This window comes from Paenibacillus sp. 203, from assembly GCF_037027525.1.
Lineage (GTDB): Bacteria > Bacillota > Bacilli > Paenibacillales > Paenibacillaceae > Paenibacillus > Paenibacillus polymyxa_B.
In genome coordinates this window covers 393,521-416,006 of record NZ_JAXCHD010000005.1, presented here as the reverse complement: position 1 = coordinate 416,006, position 22,486 = coordinate 393,521, and the positions used below count along the sequence as shown (strand labels likewise).

At 42.5% G+C, this 22,486-nt stretch carries 18 protein-coding genes and 2 pseudogenes; 5 read left to right on the top strand and 15 right to left on the bottom strand.

Going from position 1 to position 22,486, the window contains the following annotated elements; translation table 11 throughout:
* Positions 1–47: 47 nt before the first annotated feature.
* The gene (gene sigK / locus WA407_RS14300) at positions 48–749 is read right to left on the bottom strand and encodes an RNA polymerase sporulation sigma factor SigK (protein WP_013311218.1); all 702 of its coding nucleotides are present in this window, start codon (positions 747–749) and stop codon (positions 48–50) included.
* A gap of 389 nt (positions 750–1,138) precedes the next feature.
* A complete protein-coding gene (locus WA407_RS14295) occupies positions 1,139–1,303 on the bottom strand; it encodes a hypothetical protein (protein WP_235309278.1) in 165 nt (54 codons plus the stop codon).
* 238 nt (positions 1,304–1,541) lie between these two features.
* Here WA407_RS14295 and WA407_RS14290 point away from each other — a divergent pair, with 238 nt between their 5' ends.
* On the top strand, positions 1,542–2,051 hold the full coding sequence (locus tag WA407_RS14290) for a discoidin domain-containing protein (protein ID WP_235309277.1): 510 nt from the start codon (positions 1,542–1,544) through the stop codon (positions 2,049–2,051).
* Between the two features lie 48 nt (positions 2,052–2,099).
* Here the strand turns inward: WA407_RS14290 and WA407_RS14285 are convergent, their stop codons facing one another.
* The 7 genes and pseudogenes from WA407_RS14285 to WA407_RS14255 all read right to left on the bottom strand — a co-directional run bounded on the left by WA407_RS14285 (position 2,100) and on the right by WA407_RS14255 (position 14,248).
* Positions 2,100–6,683: a fibronectin type III domain-containing protein gene (locus tag WA407_RS14285; protein ID WP_336077628.1), complete on the bottom strand. Its 4,584-nt coding sequence runs from the start codon at positions 6,681–6,683 to the stop codon at positions 2,100–2,102.
* Positions 6,684–6,876: 193 nt separating this feature from the next.
* Positions 6,877–7,755 (bottom strand): hypothetical protein, encoded by an 879-nt coding sequence (locus WA407_RS14280; RefSeq protein WP_336077627.1) that lies wholly within the window; start codon positions 7,753–7,755, stop codon positions 6,877–6,879.
* Positions 7,756–7,958: 203 nt separating this feature from the next.
* Entirely contained in the window at positions 7,959–9,431 is a 1,473-nt protein-coding gene (locus WA407_RS14275) for an Ig-like domain-containing protein (protein ID WP_336077626.1), read from the bottom strand.
* Between the two features lie 272 nt (positions 9,432–9,703).
* Positions 9,704–11,175 (bottom strand): annotated as a pseudogene (locus tag WA407_RS14270) (carboxypeptidase-like regulatory domain-containing protein).
* Positions 11,176–11,295: 120 nt separating this feature from the next.
* Positions 11,296–12,897, bottom strand: coding sequence for a ClC family H(+)/Cl(-) exchange transporter (locus tag WA407_RS14265; protein WP_235309269.1), 1,602 nt, complete (start codon positions 12,895–12,897; stop codon positions 11,296–11,298).
* Positions 12,898–13,614: 717 nt separating this feature from the next.
* Positions 13,615–13,839 (bottom strand): hypothetical protein, encoded by a 225-nt coding sequence (locus WA407_RS14260; protein ID WP_235309267.1) that lies wholly within the window; start codon positions 13,837–13,839, stop codon positions 13,615–13,617.
* Positions 13,823–14,248, bottom strand: a complete 426-nt coding sequence (locus WA407_RS14255) for a hypothetical protein (protein WP_235309265.1) — start codon at positions 14,246–14,248, stop codon at positions 13,823–13,825. The genes WA407_RS14260 and WA407_RS14255 overlap by 17 nt, the downstream gene beginning before the upstream one ends.
* A 168-nt stretch (positions 14,249–14,416) precedes the next feature.
* On the opposite strand from WA407_RS14255, the gene WA407_RS14250 reads away from it, so the two are divergent.
* On the top strand, positions 14,417–14,635 hold the full coding sequence (locus WA407_RS14250) for a helix-turn-helix domain-containing protein (RefSeq protein ID WP_235309263.1): 219 nt from the start codon (positions 14,417–14,419) through the stop codon (positions 14,633–14,635).
* Between the two features lie 568 nt (positions 14,636–15,203).
* On the top strand, positions 15,204–15,692 hold the full coding sequence (locus WA407_RS14245; RefSeq protein WP_061830400.1) for a hypothetical protein: 489 nt from the start codon (positions 15,204–15,206) through the stop codon (positions 15,690–15,692).
* A 60-nt stretch (positions 15,693–15,752) separates the two neighbouring features.
* Here WA407_RS14245 and WA407_RS14240 read toward each other — a convergent pair whose 3' ends face one another.
* The 3 genes and pseudogenes from WA407_RS14240 to WA407_RS26755 form a co-directional block, all read right to left on the bottom strand.
* A complete protein-coding gene (locus WA407_RS14240) occupies positions 15,753–16,583 on the bottom strand; it encodes a siderophore biosynthesis protein (protein WP_235309261.1) in 831 nt (276 codons plus the stop codon).
* A gap of 11 nt (positions 16,584–16,594) precedes the next feature.
* Positions 16,595–17,047 carry an AAA family ATPase gene (locus tag WA407_RS14235; protein WP_235309259.1) on the bottom strand — a complete coding sequence of 151 codons (453 nt, stop codon included), beginning with the start codon at positions 17,045–17,047 and terminating at the stop codon, positions 16,595–16,597.
* Between the two features lie 2 nt (positions 17,048–17,049).
* Positions 17,050–17,428, bottom strand: a pseudogene (locus WA407_RS26755) (tRNA(His) guanylyltransferase Thg1 family protein); the annotation flags it as partial.
* A 305-nt stretch (positions 17,429–17,733) separates the two neighbouring features.
* Between WA407_RS26755 and WA407_RS14230 the strand changes: the two are divergent.
* Positions 17,734–18,168: a DUF4395 domain-containing protein gene (locus tag WA407_RS14230; protein WP_442952034.1), complete on the top strand. Its 435-nt coding sequence runs from the start codon at positions 17,734–17,736 to the stop codon at positions 18,166–18,168.
* A gap of 109 nt (positions 18,169–18,277) precedes the next feature.
* Here WA407_RS14230 and WA407_RS14225 read toward each other — a convergent pair whose 3' ends face one another.
* The gene (locus WA407_RS14225) at positions 18,278–18,625 is read right to left on the bottom strand and encodes a DUF2294 domain-containing protein (protein ID WP_013311231.1); all 348 of its coding nucleotides are present in this window, start codon (positions 18,623–18,625) and stop codon (positions 18,278–18,280) included.
* Positions 18,626–18,744: 119 nt separating this feature from the next.
* Positions 18,745–19,179 (bottom strand): MarR family winged helix-turn-helix transcriptional regulator, encoded by a 435-nt coding sequence (locus WA407_RS14220; RefSeq protein ID WP_442952033.1) that lies wholly within the window; start codon positions 19,177–19,179, stop codon positions 18,745–18,747.
* 150 nt (positions 19,180–19,329) lie between these two features.
* Between WA407_RS14220 and WA407_RS14215 the strand changes: the two genes are divergently transcribed.
* Positions 19,330–20,643: an amidohydrolase family protein gene (locus WA407_RS14215; protein WP_336077625.1), complete on the top strand. Its 1,314-nt coding sequence runs from the start codon at positions 19,330–19,332 to the stop codon at positions 20,641–20,643.
* 236 nt (positions 20,644–20,879) lie between these two features.
* Here the strand turns inward: WA407_RS14215 and WA407_RS14210 are convergent, their stop codons facing one another.
* Positions 20,880–22,415 carry a right-handed parallel beta-helix repeat-containing protein gene (locus WA407_RS14210; RefSeq protein ID WP_336077624.1) on the bottom strand — a complete coding sequence of 512 codons (1,536 nt, stop codon included), beginning with the start codon at positions 22,413–22,415 and terminating at the stop codon, positions 20,880–20,882.
* Positions 22,416–22,486: the final 71 nt, after the last annotated feature.

Sequence of the window (22,486 nt, the reverse complement as noted above, 5' to 3'; positions counted from 1 at the left end):
AAGGCCCTGTTAAGGGCCTCAAGCGGCTTCATATATCTCCTTATCCATTACCCCTTCTGCTTGTAAAACTCATGGTACAACTTCATCAGCGCGCGCTTTTCGATTCGTGACACGTACGAGCGCGAAATTCCCAGTTCTCGTGCAATTTCCCGCTGTGTTCGTTCTTCTCCTCCGGCTTCCAGGCCGAAGCGGCCGATCACCACTTCTTTTTCACGCTCATCTAAAATATCCAGATTGCGATAGATTTTACTTTTCTCAATTTTGAGCTGTACTTTATCTACAATATCATCCGCCTCGGTGCCGAGGATATCAATCAAAGTAATCTCGTTTCCTTCCTTATCAGTCCCTATAGGATCGTGGAGAGATACGTCTTTGCGTGTTTTTTTTAGGGATCGTAAATGCATAAGAATTTCATTTTCTATACAACGGGCTGCAAATGTTGCCAGCTTGGTTCCTTTCCCAGTCTGAAAGCTTTCAATGGCCTTGATCAGTCCGATGGTACCGATGGATATAAGATCCTCCAAATCTTCGCCGGTGTTATCGAATTTTTTCACAATATGGGCCACCAGCCGTAGGTTATGTTCAATGAGTGTGTTACGGGAGTGTGCGTTGCCTTCGGCAAACAGCTTTAGGTGTCGAGCTTCCTCTTTCTCAGTCAATGGCTGCGGAAAGGCGTTGTTTTTCACGTAGGAAACGAGCAGCGTCAATTCCTTGATGAACAGAGCGATAGCGCTAAATAGTCCGGGCACGGATGACACCTCCTGAGGTAGTTGCGAACTTACCGGCCTTTGTTACTTACCGGGCTTGCGGTCTGTTTATTGTATGTAGGCAGGTGCCCATCCGTGCCTGTACTCCGAAAACTGCTCCGCAACAATTTGCCAGATACCTTTCTGGAGCAACCTCCGATACTTAATTCGAAACGTAGAGATCTCTTCGACACAAATCAACGCACTCCATATAGCCAGAGGGAAACCCGGGATAGCTTTACATTATTCATCACTTGATTTCCTCCTTTTCTTTCAGCAGAGTATTAACTTCTTTCTAAATATGACAATGGGAGTGGGGAATAGACCATTGTATCTCCATCTTCATCTCGTTTTAAAACAATAGCAAACTCAGCACCATTACTTTCATCGCCTCAATTCAGAATCACATCTATTTTGTCGGTAAGCACATTAAATCCACCTATTACAAAATCATTATATTCTTGGGAAGCCGTGTACTTCTCAAATAATTTTCTTTTATATTCCTCAACAGTACTAAAACAAACTTCCCAATCCAAAGGGAATATGCCGTCTCCCAAATAATAAGTGTATATTTTCATATTCTATCCATTTCCTTTCTCGCACCTCAATTAGTTATTTATATTCTAAACATGCAACTCCCCGCCCGCAAATGAGCTTGCAATTATGATGTTAGACCGCTTAAACACTAGTATACATTCCATCATCAAGGAATATATTCATAGAGAGTTCCATATAAATGATATAAATCAACCTTTTCAACACATTCAAAAATTAAACTAAAAGGGGAATTTCAACATGGCAAAATTCAGCCAAAATCCAGACAACTATACTTTTTCTGTAGATCCTGTTGTTATAGCAGAGGAAAATGTTTCAACCAACGGGGAGTCTAAAAATACTTTTCCGAAAAATGTTTTAGTCGATAATAATCTCTATTGGGAGAGCAGTTTAAGCGGTAAAGGTGGAGAAATCATCTTCAAATTAGATACAGGTAAGACGATCAATGATATTCTTTTAGCTCAGCCATCTTCTCGAGCTTTTATACTTTCATTTTCTTTTCACGGCTCTAATGACGGAGAAAATTGGTTTAGGTTAGGTGAAGTCGAAACTTTGCCAACCACTGCAAAAACAACTTATCAATTTAGTAATGAGATTCCTTTTTCATATTATAAAATAACTGTACTTTCATCCGGCTTGAGTAGTACAACCTCCTATTATGGTATACGATATATTCAGCTAAGAACCGCACTCATTAATGGCGTTCCTGCCTACAGAGCATCCAACATAAACCCCGCTATTGCAGAATAAGTCACTACACACAAAAAAGGGGCTGGCCAACGCCGCCCCTTTTTCATTCTATTTCATTTGTAGCATGTTATAAATCATCTCAGCCGCTTCCGCCCGTGTGACCTCTTGTTTGGCACGGAAGCTACCATCTGGATATCCTTGTACTAAATTAATCTCGGTTAGTCCAAGTACATCCTTTCTGGCCCACTCTACAATTTGAGAGGAATCCGAGTATGCATTGCTTTCTTGCTGTGGAGTAGCTTTGATAATGTTATTCACCATTTTAGCCGCCTGCTCACGGTTAATGATCCGATCTGGGCCAAATTCTCTATTACTAAACCCACGAGCGACCTGATCTTTAATCGCCGTTTTGAGCAGATCAACGTACCACGCCGATGGATTGATATCCTCGAAGCCTAAAGTCACATCCGTTTCGAGCGGTAATTTCAAGGAACGGACCAGCATAGAAGTGAACTCCATACGCGTCACAGGTCTGTTCGGCTCAAATAGCATGTGAGTTGTTCCCTTTACTACACCCAAATCGGCAAGCACATTTATTTTTTCTTTATTAAATACCCGTTCAATGTCGCTAAAATGATTTGGCTTCTTCTCAACGGTTGAATCTTGAATATACTCTGCTTCTAACGATTCCTTTACAACAGGCTGAATCGGTCTTACACTCTCCGCCCCTCCTGCTCCACCCCCTGCGTCCGCAGTATTACCCGTTGTTTTTCCATTCGCTTGTTTTGCCTCTGTGCGTTTTCCTTGACTATTTTCTGCCCATAGTTGAACTTTATACAATTGCTTCTCTTTAAGTTCTCTCCATGTATAGCTTCGTTCCTTACCACGATATAGTTCTACTCCTTCACTCGCGAGGACGAAAATATCATTCTCATGGTCTGACTCCCAATGGATGATAAACTCACTATTCGTTGTTTCTGTCTTCGAAAATGCAAACGCTGGAGACGGCAGCGTCTCGACCTGACCTTCTGTCTGCTTACCTTCACCACTTGTGTTCAATGGCTTGACGGTAATACGGTACAATGTAGAACTATCCAATCCATCTACTTTAAATTCATGGGAGGTCGTATGACCGATAAGCCCCCCGTTTTGGTAGACATTGTAAGCATCTGCACCCGAAGCTTCTTTCCACGTAACAACCAAGTCGGTATCTGTTACTTCTTTCACAGTCAATCTATTATCTGGTATTTGACCTGGCAAAGCGCGATGCGTAAAGGGAGTTATATTACCTACCCCCGTTGTATTCACGGCCTGTATACCAAACGAGTAAATCATACCAGGCTGGATATTTGAAAGCTTAATATGGGCATCTCTGGTGTTAAAAACTTCCCCCGTATCTTTACGGGTTACAGTATATTGATAAGCGCTCTTGATTTCATCCCAGCTCAGTAAAATCTGTCCATCCTCAAGTTCTGTAACATTAACATTTTGTGCTTGAGGAGGAAGTGTCAACAGCTTACCCAACGCTGGCTGGCTGAAACCACTACTGTTCCCACTGCTCACTTGAAAATCATAGTTTCTCCCACCTGTTAAACCAGATACAACCACACGTGGTTCCGTACTATAATAATCTTGACCGTTGATCGTTACCTTATATTGAGTTGCCCCATCAACCGGGGCCCATATCAACGTGGCATCGTGCTCACGAACATCTTCAGTTGCAAGTTGCACAGCTGAATCAGGTAGTGTTAATGCGTTGATAGATGTATCTTTACCTGTACCACTTCGATTGTAGGCTCGTATTTTAATATTGGCAGATCTACCCGCAGGCAAGCCCTCAAAAGTATATGAATGGATACCACGTGCAACCCGCACCTTCGGTTCATCGTTAACATTCAAGATGTATCCTTCAGCCCCCTGCACATCCTGCCACGCAACACCGATAGCATACACATCCTTCGTCACACTTGATATTGTAGTTACTCGATCAGGTAAAGTGATGACTCCTAGATGGGCATAGTCTCCGAATCCTGTTGCATTTTCAGCGGAAACGTTATAACCATACTCTGTTCCTGCCTGAAGATCACTATCGGTAAATTCTGTATACACATCGTTATAAACCGAGACCTCGTCACGTTCTAGGGCGTAGTAGGTGGCAGTGATTACAGAATTCCACTTCAAATCGATTCCATCTTCTCTTACAGTTACATTCCGGAATCCGTTCGGGCTGTCTGGTAGGCTTAGAAAAGATACATGCTTTGCTGTACCCTCTCCAGTGTCATTAATAGCTGATACAGAAACATCGTAATATTGACCAGGCTTCATTCCCGTAATTGGATTATACACATCCTGTGTAACGGTATTCCTAAATATGATTTCTCCCGTACTTACGTCCGCTGCTGTAATGTTATATTTGTTAGCTGAGAAAACTGGCGTAAAATCAGCCATGATTTCTGTAGAATGACGAGAGACAGGTTGTAACTGGATATGATCAGGAGCATCAGGTAACGTTAATACATGGACTCGATTGGAATATGCATTGCCTCCTACATGGTTACTGGAACGCACTTCATATTCGTATTGCCGTCCTCCTTGTAGCCCCCTAACTGTAAAATAATTTGTTGGATGCGTAACATCCCAAACCTCATTAGTTGTTAGATTTCGGACTGTATAAACGTAACCATCATCAAGGCCCGACGGGAGAGTCCACTGCAAATCAGCTTCCGTATTTCGTACGGATGTCGCAGAGAGCACAACCGGTTGGGGCTGATTTTGAATGCACAGAGCACTGCTAACTGTTTCATAAATATTACCCACCCTGTCTTTGACCTTGGCATGAACATACCATTCACCTTCATCTGAAAGATCCATCTGGATTGTTGTATCGGCTGCAGCATCCCAGTTTTCGGGTGAATCAGGGCTGTTCGTGATTTTATACTGCATTGTGGATAACTCAACCCCCGAATGCTGATCGGCATATCGTATCCTCACATGAATAGGGGTATCTTTCCATTCACGCGAATCCGGCGTCAGTTGGATCGTCGGTGGTTCCAAATCAATATAAGACATTGCGGACACCGTATCGCTTCGATTTCCAGCTGCATCCACAGCTTGTGCAGTCACTTGTATGATCCCTGAACCCTTTAATATTCCTGATGAATCAGACACAGAAGCGCCAGAATCCAATTGATATTCATAATGTACTGCTGTAGTATCCGTCGCACCCGATAGAGCAAACTGAACTGGCTTATTGGTATATCGGGTAGGTGTCGTCAACTCAGAAAATGTCACTTTCGGAGGGGTTGATTGGGTTCGATCAATCAAGACCGATTGAGTCACGATTGGACTAGACACGTCGAGATTATTGATCGTCCGTGCTGCTAATTCGTAAGCCCCTTCTGCGTTTAATGTAAAAATGCCATTGTATGTCTGCCATTCCCCTAATGGACCCAAGCGATACTGTGTCATCTTAATTCCATTTGTAGAATCACTTCCTGAATCAATGGTAACATTAACATCACGGTTCGTTGGACCTGTTTCACTAGCCCGGATGACAGGAGCAGTCGGTCCCTTTTTATCAATCGTGATTTCTTTGCTTACTTCTTGGCTCACATTACCGACGCTGTCAATGGAGCGTGCATAAACCGTGCTTTTGCCATCTTTATTCACATGAAACACTCCAACATAGTCCTGCCAATCTTGATTCATAACGCCTGTCAAACGAAATTGAGTATGGGCTAGTCCAGAATAATCGTCTGTTCCCGGCTGTAATGAAATGGTGTAGTCATTACTATTTCCCGTTGCGCTTAGGGTGGGTGGAGTTGGAGGCATCTTATCTATTCGGACATTCCCAGAAGAAAGACCACTATACTGATTATTTACATCCACCGTCCGGGCATAAATTGTATTTACACCATGTTCATAAACAGTGAAAGGCCCGGTGTATTGCTGAAATGCTCCTCCATTCAGGCTATATTCATAGTATTTTAGTCCTTCAGGAGCCACGTCCCCATTTATCCACACGGTTACAGGTTCTTTGGTCCATCCTGTGATCGCTTGTCCCTCTGTACCTGCATGGATCTGAGGTGGTTTAGGCATTAGGTCCGATTTGGGAATAACACGGATTCCAAACTTGGATATTTCAGCACTTGTCTGTTGGCTATCTCCCACCGCTCTGAAATATCGAACATCTCTTAATGTAATAGAGTCGGTGATATCTAACCATTTTCCCTGATAATATCTATCCGCATAGAATTTCGTTACATTAGTCCATGTATATAAGTTTGTTCCATTAGGCCTCCAACTGTCGCCTACTGCGTTATTAGATGCATATATATCAGTATGATAAGACCCTTCAATGTAAACAAAAATCCTGTAATCCGAAGTCTTAATGGATCTTCCAATATCAATAAAACGATTTGTCGGCTGCGTAGTACCATCACATTTATACCTGGCCGAACCCATGCCAGTATATACTTCTGTTGCTCCTATCCCATTTCCTGACCAAGAACCCCAACTATCGCCTCCACCCGGCAAATTGTTTTGGCAAAAAGGGCCCCCCATGATCTCCTGAGCAGCAGCTGATGCCCTTTCCGGAAATATGGGAATCATCGTTAATAGTAGGAATACAGCCAAAAATCCATACACCCACTTCCTATACTTCCTTACCTTTCGCTTATTTTTTCGATACATACACTTCTCCTTACTTTATTTTATTTTCAAAGAGTTTTACAAACTCGCTTCGGGTAAAATAGAAAAAGCACCTCAAACGAAGGCGTTAATGCCTAGGTTTGAGGTGCTTCCTCTATATCACGAGTATGTTTTGAAGCTATTATACTTCGTTCCTAGCAGGATGTAAACAGAACTGACAAATTATTTGAGGATATTAATGAATCTGAACGCCCAAGTTCCGAAAAAATCCTCGCATATTTTGCATGTAAGAATCCTGAGTAGCGGAAGATTCCTTAAGAAGATTTTGCATACTATTCATAAAAGCCGAAGCTGATGTCGTATCAGCTTTGTCAAACCTATTGTTTAACGGTGTGTTATTTAGCAACTCTGCGTTCTGTCCCGTGCGTTCCTTGTATTTCTCAATCCAATCGGGATGTTGAGGAACCTTTTGCGCAAAATTTAACAGTTGGCTCAGCCCATTTCCTCCACCTTTAATATCATTCATGTACGCCGTATATTTTTGAGGATCGACCTGCTTCATCACCTCCGACAGCTTGACATAATCCTCAGGAGCACCTGACGGACGATCTATTGGAGTCGTGTAGCTAATATCTCCGGTCTCTGGATCAGTGGATCGTGTTAAAGCAATACCAGCAATCTGGTTCATTGTTTCCAGAAACTCTTTGGCCTTGTCGCCTTCCATGTAATGATCAGCAATATACTTGGATTGAGTAACTCCCATCTCCAGTAGCACAGCTCGCTGACTCTCATCCGTTACTGTTCCGTCGACGATAAAATTAGATTGAATCATACTGTACACTGCATTAGACACTTCTTCTGGCTGACCTTCCAAAACCCGGTTTAATGAATCATTAATCTGTGTTGTACCGAAATACTTGGCAGCCTGTGATACAATAGCCCCTTCGGCCAACTGTCTACCAGCTTCACTGATCTCCACGGAGTCTTGAACTACCATTCTGGAGACCTGTTCTTCATGAAGCTGGGGTGGTGGAGCTTGCTTGCTTGTCGGATTGATCCGTAAACTACTTGCATTAAGAATCGCTTGCTGTGCTCTAAAAGGTCCAAAATTCATTCTATTTCCTCCTGTCATGTTTGTAACAGGCAATCTAAGGCGTATGTATAGTGTAATGTGACCCTGTTTCTATATATATCGGACAAAGCATATATGGAATGAATATATGCTTTGTCCCAATAATGAACAAATATTGAAACAAACTACTTTTATTTCATTCAAGCAACAATTCACCTTAAGTGATTGCTTTATAACCCCATCTATCACCCTCCATAAATACTGTAAGCAAAGTGATATACAACATCTGTGGCTATATTCGAAGTACCTCTCACCTGAGCAGCTACCCCTGTAAGATCAAAATAGTGTGTGAAACTGATAGCTCCAGACAGATATTCTGCAATACTTCCTGTTGAAGGTGGCAGGGAAAGAGTAACACTAAAAACTCCATTCTGATCCGTATATGCAGTACCTGTGCGAGTGCGATTTCCGCTGCTTTCGCTCCAGTTTTGATTCAACCATGTTACGTCAACAGGAGCATTTGCAACTGGATAATTGTCAGTTGTAGTAACCACACCCTTCACAGTAAAACTACTACTTCCATTAACTCGATAATGGCGCCCATAAGAATAGGTTGGGTAGTCATTAGGCCCATTTTTAGAAGAATCATAACCGGTAATTACAACTTTCCCAGCCCGAAGCACCGGTTTAAGTGTGAGTGCATATGAATGGTCAGCTGAAAACTGATTGGTTGTGTAGACTCGCACATAGTAGGTTCCTGTATTTAGGCTAACATTGTGATTCGTTTGTGGCAAAAGTACCATTAGGTTTCCGGTAAGGGCTCCGTAGACTTCCGCTTTGTAGCCGTAGCCGTCCGATACACTGTCAAGCTTTACGTTCAAAGCATCATAATTGCGGCTGGCAGGGATCGTAACTTGGTACCAGTCGTTATCAATGCCTGAATGAATGGAGCGTGAATTAAGCGACGAACCACCCGTACTAAAGGTAAAATTATAGGCATGGAAAGCACTCTCATCTGGTTCATATGCATCGTAGCTGGAACTTGTATCGACCGTTAGATAGAAAGGATCATTGATGCTGGAACCCTTTTTGGCCTGGACAGCAATCGCATATGCCTTTTCATATCCGGCAGTGTTACGGGTTCCTACGTTTTCAGGAAGTGAGGCAGCCCCCTGTTCATAATTGTTAAAATAAGTACCATAGGTGGATGCGTCAATGGCATTAGAATTAATGTCACCTGTCGTCATATCAAACTCATATAAGTATAAGTCATAGTCAAGCTGGGCTGAAAATGGACCATCCAACTGGGACTGCAACAATTCACCAGGCTGCAAATAAATCGGATATAAAAATTGTGTGCCTCCCTCCTGCGTAATCGTACCGGAATACGTAGCAGAAGAAGCTGTGGCTAAAGCAGCCATTGGGCTTGCTTTCAGCGAAGAAATGGATTCCCTTTTCAATGAGGTTGTCTCTGGTGTCTTGAAGTTGAGATTTTCTTGCATGACATAAACCGAAGACGTAACGCTGTCTGGCTTGTCTGCCCGTGTTAAACGCTTAATTACGTCTTCATTGACAGTTGTTAGCTGAATCTCGGATTCTGCTTTAATCGCTTGATCCGATGCAGCCTCCGTACTTTCACTCGCATTCGCAGTCATTCCGAAAGCAAACAGGAGCATCATGCTTAACATTACTGCAATAGCCTTTTTGAACCTCTTCATACTGAAATCCCCTCTCAAATGGTTTAAGGAATTCCCGCTATCCCCGGATAAACCAGGGTGATTTCTAGGCTGTATGGCTCAATCATAAATCATCTTTGGTTCTATTGGAATATATTATGCAAAACAATTTCTATTTGTAATCTATGAAAACAAGACCATTTTCTTATTCTTGGTGAATAAACATGAAAAGTCGCTCTTTCAGAAGTGGAAAGCCTCAGCTAACCATTCAAAAAAAGCGACTCTCATGAATCAAAACTACATTAAAGCATATCTTAATTTCTCAAGCTATAAGCAAACAGATAAACAATGTCCGTCGCACTAATCGAAGTTCCATCGACCTGAGCGGCAACTCCTGTAAGATCATAGTAGTGTGTAGAACCAATTTCACTTATATAAACTACATTTTTTCCTGTCGATTGTGGAAGAGAAAGGGGCACACTGAATTTACCGCTATCATCGGTGTACGTAGAAGCCGTTCTCGTACGGTTACCGCTGCTCTCGCTCCAGTTCTTATCCAGCCATACGACCGTGACAGGAGCATTGGGAACCAGTTGACCATCTGTTGTTTTCACAACACCGTTCACGATCAGACTGCTGCCTCCGTTAATACGATAATGACGACCGTAAGAATATGTCGGATAATCATAATAGCCATTGGAGTTATAGCCAGTAATTTAAATTTTGCCAGCTCGAAGCACTGGTTTAATTGATAGTGTATACAAATGGTCGGCTGAATACTGACTTGTGCTGTACACTCGTACATAGTAGGTCCCTGTGTTTAGGGTAACATTATGATTGGTTTGCGGTAGAAGCACCATTTGATTGCCCGTAAGAGCTGCATAAACTTCCGCTTTGTACCCATAGCTTTCCGAAGTGCTATCCAGCTTCACATTTAATGCATCATAATTTACGGCTGGCTGGTACTGTAACTTGATTCCAATCGTTGTCTATAGCGGAATGGATGGTACGGAAGTTAATCGAGGAGCCTTTGTCGTTAACAGTAAAATTATAAGCATGGAAGGCACTGTCATCCGGCTCATAGACATCATAACTGGAGCTTACTGCTACAGTTAAATAGAAAAGATCATTAATGCTAGACCCCTTCTTGGCATGAACTGCAAGCGCGTAAGCCTTCTCGGCTCCGATTGAGTTGCGAGCTCCTACGTTTTCTGGAAGAGAAGCAGTTCCTTGCTCATAATTGTTAACATAAGTTCCGTAGTTGGAAACATCTATAGGATTGGAATTAGTATCACCTGTTGCCATGTCAAACTCATACAGGTATAAGTCATAGTCAAGCTGGGCTGAAAATGGACCATCCAACTGAGCCTGCAGCAATTCACCTGGCTGTAAATAGATCGGATATAAAAATTGTGTGCCTCCCTCTTCTGAAATCGTACCGGAATATGTAGCAGTGGACGCTGTCGCTACGGTCGCTGCGGCTTTAGCTGATACTGATTTTGTGCTGGCTTTGAGCGAAGGGGTCACTCTCTTTTTCAATACCGATTTCTGTGGTGTCGCCAAGTTCATATTTTCTGTAATGGTGTACACCGAATCTGTGATACTGCAGGCTTGTCCGCGCGTGTTAATTGTTCAATAAAACTTTCCTTATCAGTTGTTAGCTGCACATTGGAAACTGCCCGAGCAGCTTGGTCCGTCCTCTCCCGCTCGCGTTTGCCGTCATCCCGAATGAAAGCAGGAGCATTGAGCTTAGTGTAACTGAAACCACCTTTTTAAACCTTTTCATACTGAAATCTCCTCTCAAATGTATTAAAGATATTCAGCTATTCCCTAAATATATACAGGGAAATTATAGGATATCTATCTTTATCATAAAGTAATTCTGGTTTCGATGGAAGATATTTCTTTAAGGTTTTTCATTTGGAATCCCTTTTATCCAGTCGGTGCTTTGACCTGCGGGTTCTCTCAAACAATCATGGACATAGGCAGCGTGTCGTCCGCTTGTAAGTATATTCAAATAATCTCCTGCCAGCAAAAGCATCTGTCCATCAGGAATTTTTTCAACCGACCCGCGCTTGACAGAAACAATGAGACAGTGAGCAGGCCACTGAAAATCCTTGATTTGTGTACCGTCCAAACGCGATCCCTGAAGAATAGGTACTTCAAGTATAACTTTGCTTGATGATTGCTCCGTTTCACCACTTGCCTTTCTTTGATGCAAAAAGCGCTCCAGCAGAACTTCATACACGGGATGAGAACGAAACAGCTCGGCCGTCATGTAGGCAACGAGGCAGACAACACCTGTAGATAGCAGATTAGTGAAATTCCCTGTCATTTCGGTAATCAATATGATTCCAGTAATAGGAGCCTTCAAGCTCGCTGTAAGATAGCCTGCCATTGCCAAAATCAAGAAACTACTTTCGCTAAGCACAGGCATTCCCCATAATCCATTTATGAACTTGCTATACATCACACCAATTAAGGCCCCGATCACGAGCATAGGTAAAAATATTCCACCAGGAGCAGAAGAACCGTAACTGAACATCGTGAATAAAAACTTAAGTATTAAAATAACAAGAAGAAATTTCAACGAAAAAGAATCCGTTATCAAATCGTTCACCAGGCCATTTCCGCCCCCAAGCAGTAATGGCATGCTTAGTCCAAGCACTCCAGAAATTACAAAAGGGAGAATGGGTCTATATGGAGCAGGCAGCCAGGTCATTTTTTGATAGAAATCTTGAAAGGCATATATAGACTTATTGAAAATAACGCCCATAATACCCACAATAATGCCTAAAATAAGTAAATGAACGTACTGATTCAGCGGAACAGGCCCCACATTCATAAAATGAAAAACGGGACTCATTCCAAAAAACTCTTTGGATACAAAATCAGCCACCAGTGATGAAGCGAGTGACGCAATCAGGATAAGAGGCGAGAAATTCAAATGAATTTCTTCCAACGCAAAAATGACCCCTGCAATGGGTGCATTAAATGCCGCTGCCAGTCCAGCGCTTGCTCCACAGGTGATCAGGATATTCTCTTCTGTTTTCGATTTACTCATCAAACGACTAAATCCCTGGGCAGTTAGAGCCCCGATTTGAATAGAAGGACCTTCTCTTCCCAAGGACAAACCGGAACCAATACTAATGGCACCCCCTAGAAATTTAGCTGTAAGAGCCTTCCACCAATTCATATGTAGCTTATTCTGTAGGACTGCCTTGACTTGGGGAATACCACTACCGGAAATCGCAGGCTGTTTTTTGACGGTCATTCCCGTTGCCCAGCCGACTATTACTAATATCACGAACCATAATGGGACAATCCACATATGGCGCAATTGATAGTGGTAAAATTCAAGAACACGCTCCAAAGCTTCTTCCAACACAAATCGGAACAACACAACCACGCTACCAGATAACAAGCCAACTACTATGCCGCCTATCAAGAGTCGGAATTTAAAATTAAACCAGGTCGCCAGTGTTTTTTGTGTATCATTTCTTTCCATTCACATAACCTACTTCACTTCAATTTTACAGATGGCTAATATAATAATTCATTGTCACGTATCTCTGCAATAAATTACATCACAGGCTGAGCAATTGCCAGCTCTCCCTATAACGTTAACAGATCAAGCTTAGCCTCGGTCATACGCCCCCTGCAACTCTCCTAGCTAACCGCACTTTATATCACATCACGACAAAAAAGCTCCCTCACTCTAAGGAGCTTTTCTGAATTGCGTGTCTGCAGACACGCTCCTGCTTAAGGAGCAACGTCTGAATGAAACTGCGGATACCACGCATCTGACATTTCAACCCACGCTCCTACATAAGGAGCGACAAAAATTTAGGTATATGGGGATTACTATTGGATGATTTCAACCCACGCTCCTACATAAGGAGCGACAGCACCTGCTGAGATGCCTTGCTGTGTAAGGCTTCCCAGCATGTTAAGTGCGAATGTCCTTTTTCGACTCGTATATATGGAAACAAATGGGCGTGAATCTCTGAAATCCCGCGTCCCGCTTGAGGTGCGAAGGAACCGGGATTTTTATGTGAGCTTGGGGTTCGCACCAGCTTTATTTATTATATTTTGCTACCTATATTCAACGCAACCCATACCGTACTTCTCTATATCCTTTTCAGCTTTTGGTTTCAATTGGGCGTAAAGGAGACACATTCCGTGGAAGTCCATTTTGCGGGCAAAAATATAATGCTATAGCAATTTATGCTTCCAACTCAGCTCTCTCAATAGCCTGGACCAACGTCATAAAAGGGGCCTCCCGTTTATATTGAATAGCCTTTTGGCTTGTACCGCCAGCATCACACCATTCCCAATGGGTATGAATATCCACAGACTCCAGAAAATAAACAGACAAGGCCTCCACAGGATTCACTCCATACATATGTATAAATGCCTCGTCTGAAAGCTGATTATTTTGGAGATTCATTTTTCATGGTGCAAAGAAGCTTGCAGATATCCTCCCTGTTTACATTAACGAGACGACTCACGAATGCATTGCGTCTTTCCACCGAGTTCAGTATGATTTGCATAGCATTGCGTATATGCCACGCATCGGGGCCGATATGGAGCCTGTTAATTAAATCGTTAGCGGTCAGGTCAGGATTAAATGGGGCTGGCTCCAAAATGTATGTCCATGCATCGTTGTGTCCTTTTTCAAACACCTCAATAGCGTCAGAGACGTTTATACCAATGGTTTGCCACTTGCGATTGAGGGCATCCATAATATGATAGTAGTGTAGCTCAGTTTCTCCATGTTCAACTTCTTGCGTCCAAACCGGTCTCATGCGTACAATATCCTTGATTGCTTGCTCATTCGCTTTGAATTTCGTAGTCACTGTATCTTCCTCCTTTTGAAATCTGGTAAAATGGCAATAGCAAAGCTAAGGGTATGTTGTAACATCCCTTTGGGCGATAAATTATATTCGCTTTAGCGAATATTTATATGTACTATATTATTCGCATAAAAGAATAATGCCAATGGATTTTTAGGAGGTCTATTTTCTTTGCTAAAATTAAACATAAGACTTAAAGAAGTATTAAAAGAGCGAAACATGACCCAAATGCAACTTTCTGAAAAATCAGGTGTTAACCAAGCAAGAATTTCACAGCTTTGTAAAAATGGGCGACAAGAAGTGAACCTGCTCATGCTTGAAAAAATCGCCCATGCCCTAGATATCAAAGACATATCCATACTGTTGCAATTTGAGGAAGAAAATAACTGATTATTGTACACTCGCTACACCCTAAAATTCAACACTCCACGAAGCCTACATAATTATTGGGCTTCTCTTTTTCATTTCACCCAATTCCAATCGTACATCCCCCCTATGCTTTGTTCCCCACATCTACACTTCTATCTTTCCATGACAAAGAAGGCTCACATCACTTTTATAGAGAGTCGAGCCTTTCAAGTTTCAATCCACGCTCCCACATGGGGAGCGACAGCAAGCATGTGGTGAGAAGCCTTACTGCATAAGGCTTCTCACCGCATAAAGTGCGAATCTCATTTTTTAACTCAAAAATGGAAGCAAATAGGCGTGAATTTCTAAAATCCCGCGCCCCGCTTAAGGTGCGAATGATCCGTTTTTTTTATGTGCACCTGGGGTTCGCTTAACTTTCCTGTTGCACTTATGTTAAAAGCATATCAATCAACTTAATTTTGACACTATTTTACCACAAAATTCCTACCATTCTCTTATTTATACGATATAATCAAACAATATGGATAGTTCTTTCTGACTATTAAATGAATCGAATTACCCATAACATACATAAAAAAGGGGAATACAGATGAAAAAACTTAGCGTGTTTATGTTAGTATTATGTTGCTTCTCTATTTTGGCAGCTTGCTCTACCGATCCGGTTAAAAAAGATTTAATTACGTATGTCAATGATGGAATGCTTCCTTTGGCACAAGATGAAAAAGCAGTTACTGATAAGTATGAAGCTGTGACCGGAGATAACTTTACAGATGATGTTACACTATATAATGCTTTAAAAGACGATATCATCCCGGAATACACCAAATTTGTTGATAAGTTAGAAGCTGTAAAGACGGAAACGCCTGAGGTAAGAGCCGTCCACGAAACCTACATCAAGGCCGCTAGTACTCAAAAGGAAGCCTTCATTAAGATGCTCGATGCATTGGATAAACAGGATCTGAACTTAATCAATGAAAGTAATACTAAGCTCAGCGAAGGTAGAAAACTATTCAGAGATTTTGGTGAACAGGTCAACACACTTGCCAAAGAGCATGATGTGGAGATGAATAAGAAATAAATATTAAAACTCCCTTGATGGGAGTTTTTTATATACTTCAGGATTTTGCAAAATCCTCACTTATGAATATTCGAAGCAAATTACCGCTTTGCTTAATTCTTGGTCGTAAAATAAATAGACGGCATCCGCCCCGCACGCTTGAAAATAATATCCGGTAATGGAACCGATATAGATAAAAGTCTCACCATTGGGACGCTTAGGCACATGAAGCAGATTGGTTTGCTCGAACTGGAGCATCTCTTCCAGAGATTCGTCATATTCCTTGATAAAACTTTGAGCCTTGTCAGACTGAAATGCGATATCCTCTAAAATACCGTTAACTTCAGGGAAACTCAGCCCCCAACCGCTGGATTGCTTTTCCTCAAAATCACGGATGAGTTCTTCCACAGAATTTTTGGCCTCTCCAAAGGAGGAATATGTATAAATTTTATTGTTTTCCAGGAAAAATGCTTTGCGAGCTTGGTAGTCTTGTTCATTAGCCATGTACACCTGTTCCAGTCCGTCCAACGCCATGACTTCTCTCTTCATACGTAGGTACGCTTTATCTCCGGTAGATTTCAGCGCCTCATAGGTGACTTCCAATTGCTCTTTCTGATGGAGACTAAAATAATTCCAGTCTGCTTCGAATTTGTATTTGCCGTCAATGACATCGAAACCCAGCATATCTTCCTTGGTATATGAGGTATGAAATTGCTGAGTATTTTCACCCACACAGCCTTCGTAGATTTCTTTTGCGGAAACAAAATGCAGCCACTCGTCCTGCTCCGGGAATAAAAACTGAAGATTAATCGAGCAAATCGGCAGAAAGTGCTTGCGATGATGTTCAAGATCGCTGGCAAATACATCTTCGTATGCTGGAAAACGTTTGATGAATCTCTCAGGTATGTTCATGGTAGTCCCCCCTATATTGTATGGTTTTCCGGCAGTCTTCTGATCTGAAACGTTCCTTCAATGGAAATCACGCTATAGAGTTCATCAAATCCTTCTTCGTAGCTTGGAACCTCTAGTTTACTCATTACACTTTTAATACCGATTTCAGGAATATACTCTTTGCCTGTACGCTGCCCATTACGCTTAATAGATTCTGCAAAATCGGGCTCAAAATAGTAGCCAATAATTTTAAACCCCTTATTTTTACAAGCATCTATATATTTCTTCCGTTCTATAACGGTAGCATTTGTATTGTCTACAACAAAGCGCTGCATGGTTTCGATGGAGGCTTGTAGATAAATATTTTCCCTATTCCGTGTTTTAAGCATATCAAGGTTTATTCGCATATGTGTTTTGAAGAAATGTTCTTTATAAAATGTCGACTTGCCCGAAGCCTGAATTCCTATAAAAATGACACACTCCAAATCTACACATCCTTGTCCAAGTATACATATTGGTTAATGTAATTTCTATTCTGTGAAAAAATCGGTGTTTCATGATCAACATCCCACTTGCTTCTGACGGCTTCGCCTTTGTTGGTGCTGTTGTTTGGTAATGCAAATTCCCCGCTTTTGCCAGACCGGAAGTTCGTTCCAGTTTAGCCCTTTTTCCACAAAAAGCTTGTCTTGTAGCTGTTTTCCGTTCAATCCTTCTAATTCTGAATGCCTGAAATGGGCTTGAGCTACCATAGAAATGCTATTTTTAGTAGCATCTTGTTGTCTCCATAGAAAGTAGTTTGTAACCTCATCCTTGGGCAAGACCCATGCTCTCGCATCAAAAGTGGCTAAAGGCTGACCTGGGTAAACGGCGTGGTAGGCTTAATCTATAGGCATTTTCATATTCCTTCATCCTATTTCCAAAATCATTTTTTTTCATAAACTATGTAGGTCCCTTTCCTGATCCGTGATTTACGCATAGAGTACAACAATGTCTATCTTCCCCAATAGGCGTATATAAGAATTGTAACAAATTGGATTATGCATTGCTAGGAATTAAGCAAGACAAAAAACCTTAGCAGATGGGCTTGCAGAGTCTTTGGTTTTTTGGTATCTATTCCCCAAATGTTAGGCTATAATATTTCCATCTTTGAATTTATTTCGATATGAAAAGGATGATATATTTGAGCCAAAATCCATCCATTCCGCGCCCGTTAGTCAGGGCTAATCAATGGGTAATTGTTTTATCTGTAGTTTTTACTTGGATTACAGGGGGATATGGGATGCTAGTTATTCCTCTTATCGCGGGGTTGCTCGGCGTCCTTTTTAACTTCAATCCAGTAATGCGGATAGCCAAGCTTTTCTTGAAGAAAAGCCCCTCCTCATATGTGCAGGAGGACCGAGAACAGCAAAGGTTTAATCAGCTTCTTGCCGTCTTTTTTCTGCTGGTCGCTTGGGTAGGATTTATGCTCCAGTGGAGTATTGTCGCTTATGTATTTTCGGCCATGGTCCTAGTGGCGGCTTTGGTGGCTATCCTTGGTTTTTGCATAGGATGTTTTGTTCTCTACCAATGGTCCCAATATCAATATCGAAGAAGAAAAAACGTGTAAACAGAAAAACTCTCTATTCATTCCATTTCAATTAGGACATCGTTAATTAAATCGAGGGTGTAGCCGAACTCTCCAACAATATGGATGCTATATCGGTTCCGCCTTCTTTTTATTTTGCGGTAATATTATCTTCAAATACAAAAACGGAGATGGCTATATCTTCCTCCACTTTAATATCTGAAAAGAGGTGCAGCAGCCGGGAATCCATGTAATCCTCCAGTTCTTTATTGAAGTGTGTAGGATATATTTTTTGAACCATTTTGGTTCGAGCTGCATGCACCATCTCTTTCCCAGATTCTTCTTGTGCCAGAAACTTTTCAGATGGGGTTAAATTTCCATACAGCATCGTGATGGCCATATTATCTACAAAGGTTGTATGTATGCGCTCCGGGCCTTTCCCAAACAGCTCTTTACGTACTTTTCGAATAATTTCGTTAAAACCCGTTTCCCTTCTCATATCGCACCGCTCTCCTAAAATCTACTAAAATCCCTATTACTATATCCATCATAACCGATTCCTCTCCTATAAAACAGAGACTAGCGAAAGTGATTTTTGGAACATGATTTTATCTAAAATTATAAACGTTCATTAATTTTGTTTAACATTTCCTCTAAGATTTGCTTCTCCTTTTCGGTCAGGGCTTGAACAATTTCGTCCTCCACCTTTTGAAAAGAGTCGCTAAAAGCTTCAATCAATTCAATGGCTTTTGGTAAAACATAAATATTTTTTTGCCGCTCATTATTGGCCGGGATTTTGCGCTCGATGAATCCTTTTTGCTCAAGACCTTGAAGTATGCTTGTAATGCTGGCTCCGCGCAGATGAAACCGATCGGCCAGATCCTTCTGAATTAAATTATTTTCTTGATTCTCGTAGATATATCTAATCATTTTTCCTTGTTGAGCATTTAATCCCAACTCTTTTATGCTCTCGTCCGCTCTTTTCTTTAACTTAAGACCGATAACCTGAAACAAATCCAGAAAAACCGTATCCTTTTGGGTTTCCATAATCATACCTCCTCAAATTATTAGAAGTCTAATTGTCAGTAAATAAACTATATAAATCTCTAAACTGTTTGTCAAATGAAAATCAGTTTATTGACAGTTATAAAACTAATAGTTAGAATTCTAAGTGTTTAAAACTGAACACTAAGGAGGAACGACATGAAGAATGTAACTCAAAGCAGCTCTACGGTAGAAAAAGTTACAGCGATTACGAATGTACGTATTTTCGATGGAGAAAAAGTTATTGAGCCCAGAAATGTTGTCATCCAAGGGGAAACCATTATTTCGGTAGGCGGAGATCTTCCGACACATGCAACGATCATCGATGGGGAAAATGCGACATTATTGCCTGGCCTGATTGATGCGCATGTCCACACTTCAATCGGTGGGTTACGAGATGCTTTAAAATTCGGCGTCACGACAGAACTCGAAATGAACGGCAGCTTTACAGAAAGAGGGCGCAAGATCCAGTTGAAAAACGTGAATAACGCCGCTGAAGTCCGTTCCGCCGGCACAGCGATCACTGCTCCAGGTGGTCATCCGGATGAATTATTGCAGGATGAGGATGAAATTCCTGAGTTCGTATTAAAGGAATTGGAGAAGTTACCCAACGAAGACCGGGAAGCTATGCTAGCCGCCTACGCTCACGATCACGAAAAAGTGCCCCAAGTGACGACAGTGGAAGAAGCGATCAAACATGTGCATACCCAGGTGGAGAGTGGCGCCGACTATATTAAAATCATGATTGAAGAAGGGACGGTCTTGGGTGCCCCTGGACTGCCTATTTTAAGCGACGAAATTTTAAAAGCAGCCGTGGCAGAAGCCCATAAATTCGATAAAATAGTCATAGCTCACGTCTTGACGGCTCATTCTTCGCAAACCGCCATCGATATGGGAGTCGACGGATTGGGTCACTTATTTCTCGACAGGCCCGAATTCACATCTGAGTTGGTGAAATCCATAGCGGATTCAGACGCATTTGTTATACCGTGCTTGGTATTGAACTCATCCATTCTGGGGAATCCGGCATCAGAATTGGCGAATGATTCACGTGTTTATTCCAAATTAAGTCCGGAATGGATCGATATTTTGAACTCAAGCTTCCATACTTTCCCGCAAGGCAATTTGGAGAATAGCTTTAAAAATGTGATGGATCTTCACCGTGCCGGTGTGGATATTCTGGTCGGGACGGATGTCGCCCCCGTTCCTGTTCCCAATCTTGGCGGCCTTGCTCATGGAGCCAGCGTTCATCATGAAATGCAATTGCTGGTTGAGGCCGGATTTACTCCCATAGAAGCGCTTCAGTCGGCTACCGCGAAACCGGCCCGTTGCTTTGGGCTTAACGATCGCGGCTGTATTGCCGAAGGTTCGCTCGCTGACCTTATACTAGTAAACGGTGATCCGACAACCAACATCTCGGATACTTTGTCGATCAAATCCGTATGGTTAAAAGGTGTGCAACAACTATGTTAATCGTAGCCTATCGAACAGGAACAACTTTCTAATCTCATTTGTATGACTTCCATTTTTACTTTCCGAGGATAGCTTAATCTTGTTGCCAACGCAAAAACACCTTCAAGGTTATCTCCATATCTTACGACATGGGGTTTCACTTTGAAGGTGTTTTAATTACAAGGAACATTGTAAAAATGTACAAACAGTGGCCCCAAACACTTTCGCCATGCATTGTTTGTCATAAAATATAGGACTTACTCGTAGGCACCGATGTTCACAGCGGCTCCCTGTACTCTAGGCTTCCCGTCGATATCCAGTGTTCCAATGATGGCACGGTCCGTATTCCCGGCATCGATCGCAGGTGACGAAGACTGCAAATGGAAGTCGCTGTTCGCGGCATTCACGAATTTAGGATCGGCAAATAGAGAATGCGTATCGTTGCCGGTTCCTGATTTATATGCGGAGAATCCCGTATACTCTTTATTTTTCCAAGTCCAATTGGCCTCTGAGCTGCCGCCTGGAGAAAAATATAAATTATAATCCACAACATTGCCGGAATTTTTGGTGTATCCATTGGATATCAGCACATCCGTGGAGCTGGCCACGAAAATATTGTTTTTGATCACGTTGTTTCGCGTATCATATTGAACCAAAAGCTGACCGCTTCCGTCGTCAAACGTATCGTTCTTGTATAGTGTATTGTTCACGATCTTGCAGTTTACCGTGAAGCCACGCTCCTCATTGTAACCGCCCATGGCAATGCCGGTCAGTCGGTTGTTATATATCACGTTGCTGCGGACCGTAATATTACTGGTTGCTTTACCGGCGTGCTCAGAGGCAATTTCGACGCCGATATCGTTGTTGTAGCTGTAGTTCTGCTCAATAATGCTGTCCTTGCCTCCATCTACATAAATGCCGCCGGCCGAGTTGTCATCGCTCTTGTAAGATGGGTTATTTTGAACTGAATTATTATACACCCGATTGCCCTTCACCAACCCGTTCCGCGCCTGATCGTAAGTCGTATTCGGCGCGGTGCCCTCAAATCCGATCAAATCAATCCCGATGTTGTCATTATCGTGAATAAGGTTGTCGGTCACCGCAAAGCCATCCACGTTGCCGTTCAAAACGAGCGATTCGCTGGAGCCCAGCACGAGATTGTACAGCTCATTGCCGCTGATCGTAAGGTCGTGAATCGAAGCCGGAGCTTTCGTGCCGTAAACAGCGATACCGTGAGCGTCCCGACCCAGCCGATCTTTGCCGGTCGGAGTGACCGTGTTTTTGATGTCATGGATTTTGTTGTTGGACAGATTAATGAAGCCGCCCGAACCGTGGACATAAATACCTACAGGCACCACGTTCTTGGAAGCAGTGGTAAAATTGCGGATTTCAAACCCCTGAACAGTAACGTAATTGACATCGGCCAGTTCGATCAGTCCTTCGTTCCCGCTGACCGGAAGTCCGCTGCCATCAATAATGGCGCTCTCTGTCCCATAGTTAGTGAACACAATGGGACCCTGCGAAGCGGAGCCAGAGCGGGTAATCTTTAATTTCTGGTTGTACACGCCGCCTCGGACGTAAACTGTGCTGCCCGCAGGAGCCACGTCGGCCGCGTGCTGCAACGTCTTCCACGGCGCATCGTTCGTTCCGGCATTAGAGTCGCTGCCGCTCGTGGCCACATAATATTCTGTACCGGCCGCGGAAGCGGCGGGAGGTTGCACATTTCCGGCCACCAGACCAAGCCCGAAAGCCATGGCTAAACCTACCAGAAACATTTGCCCGAATTTCTTCATGTTCCTCATCCTCTTTGTTTTTATTGTAAATTTCACCATATGCGCGATACCAAGGACCGGGAGGTCACCGT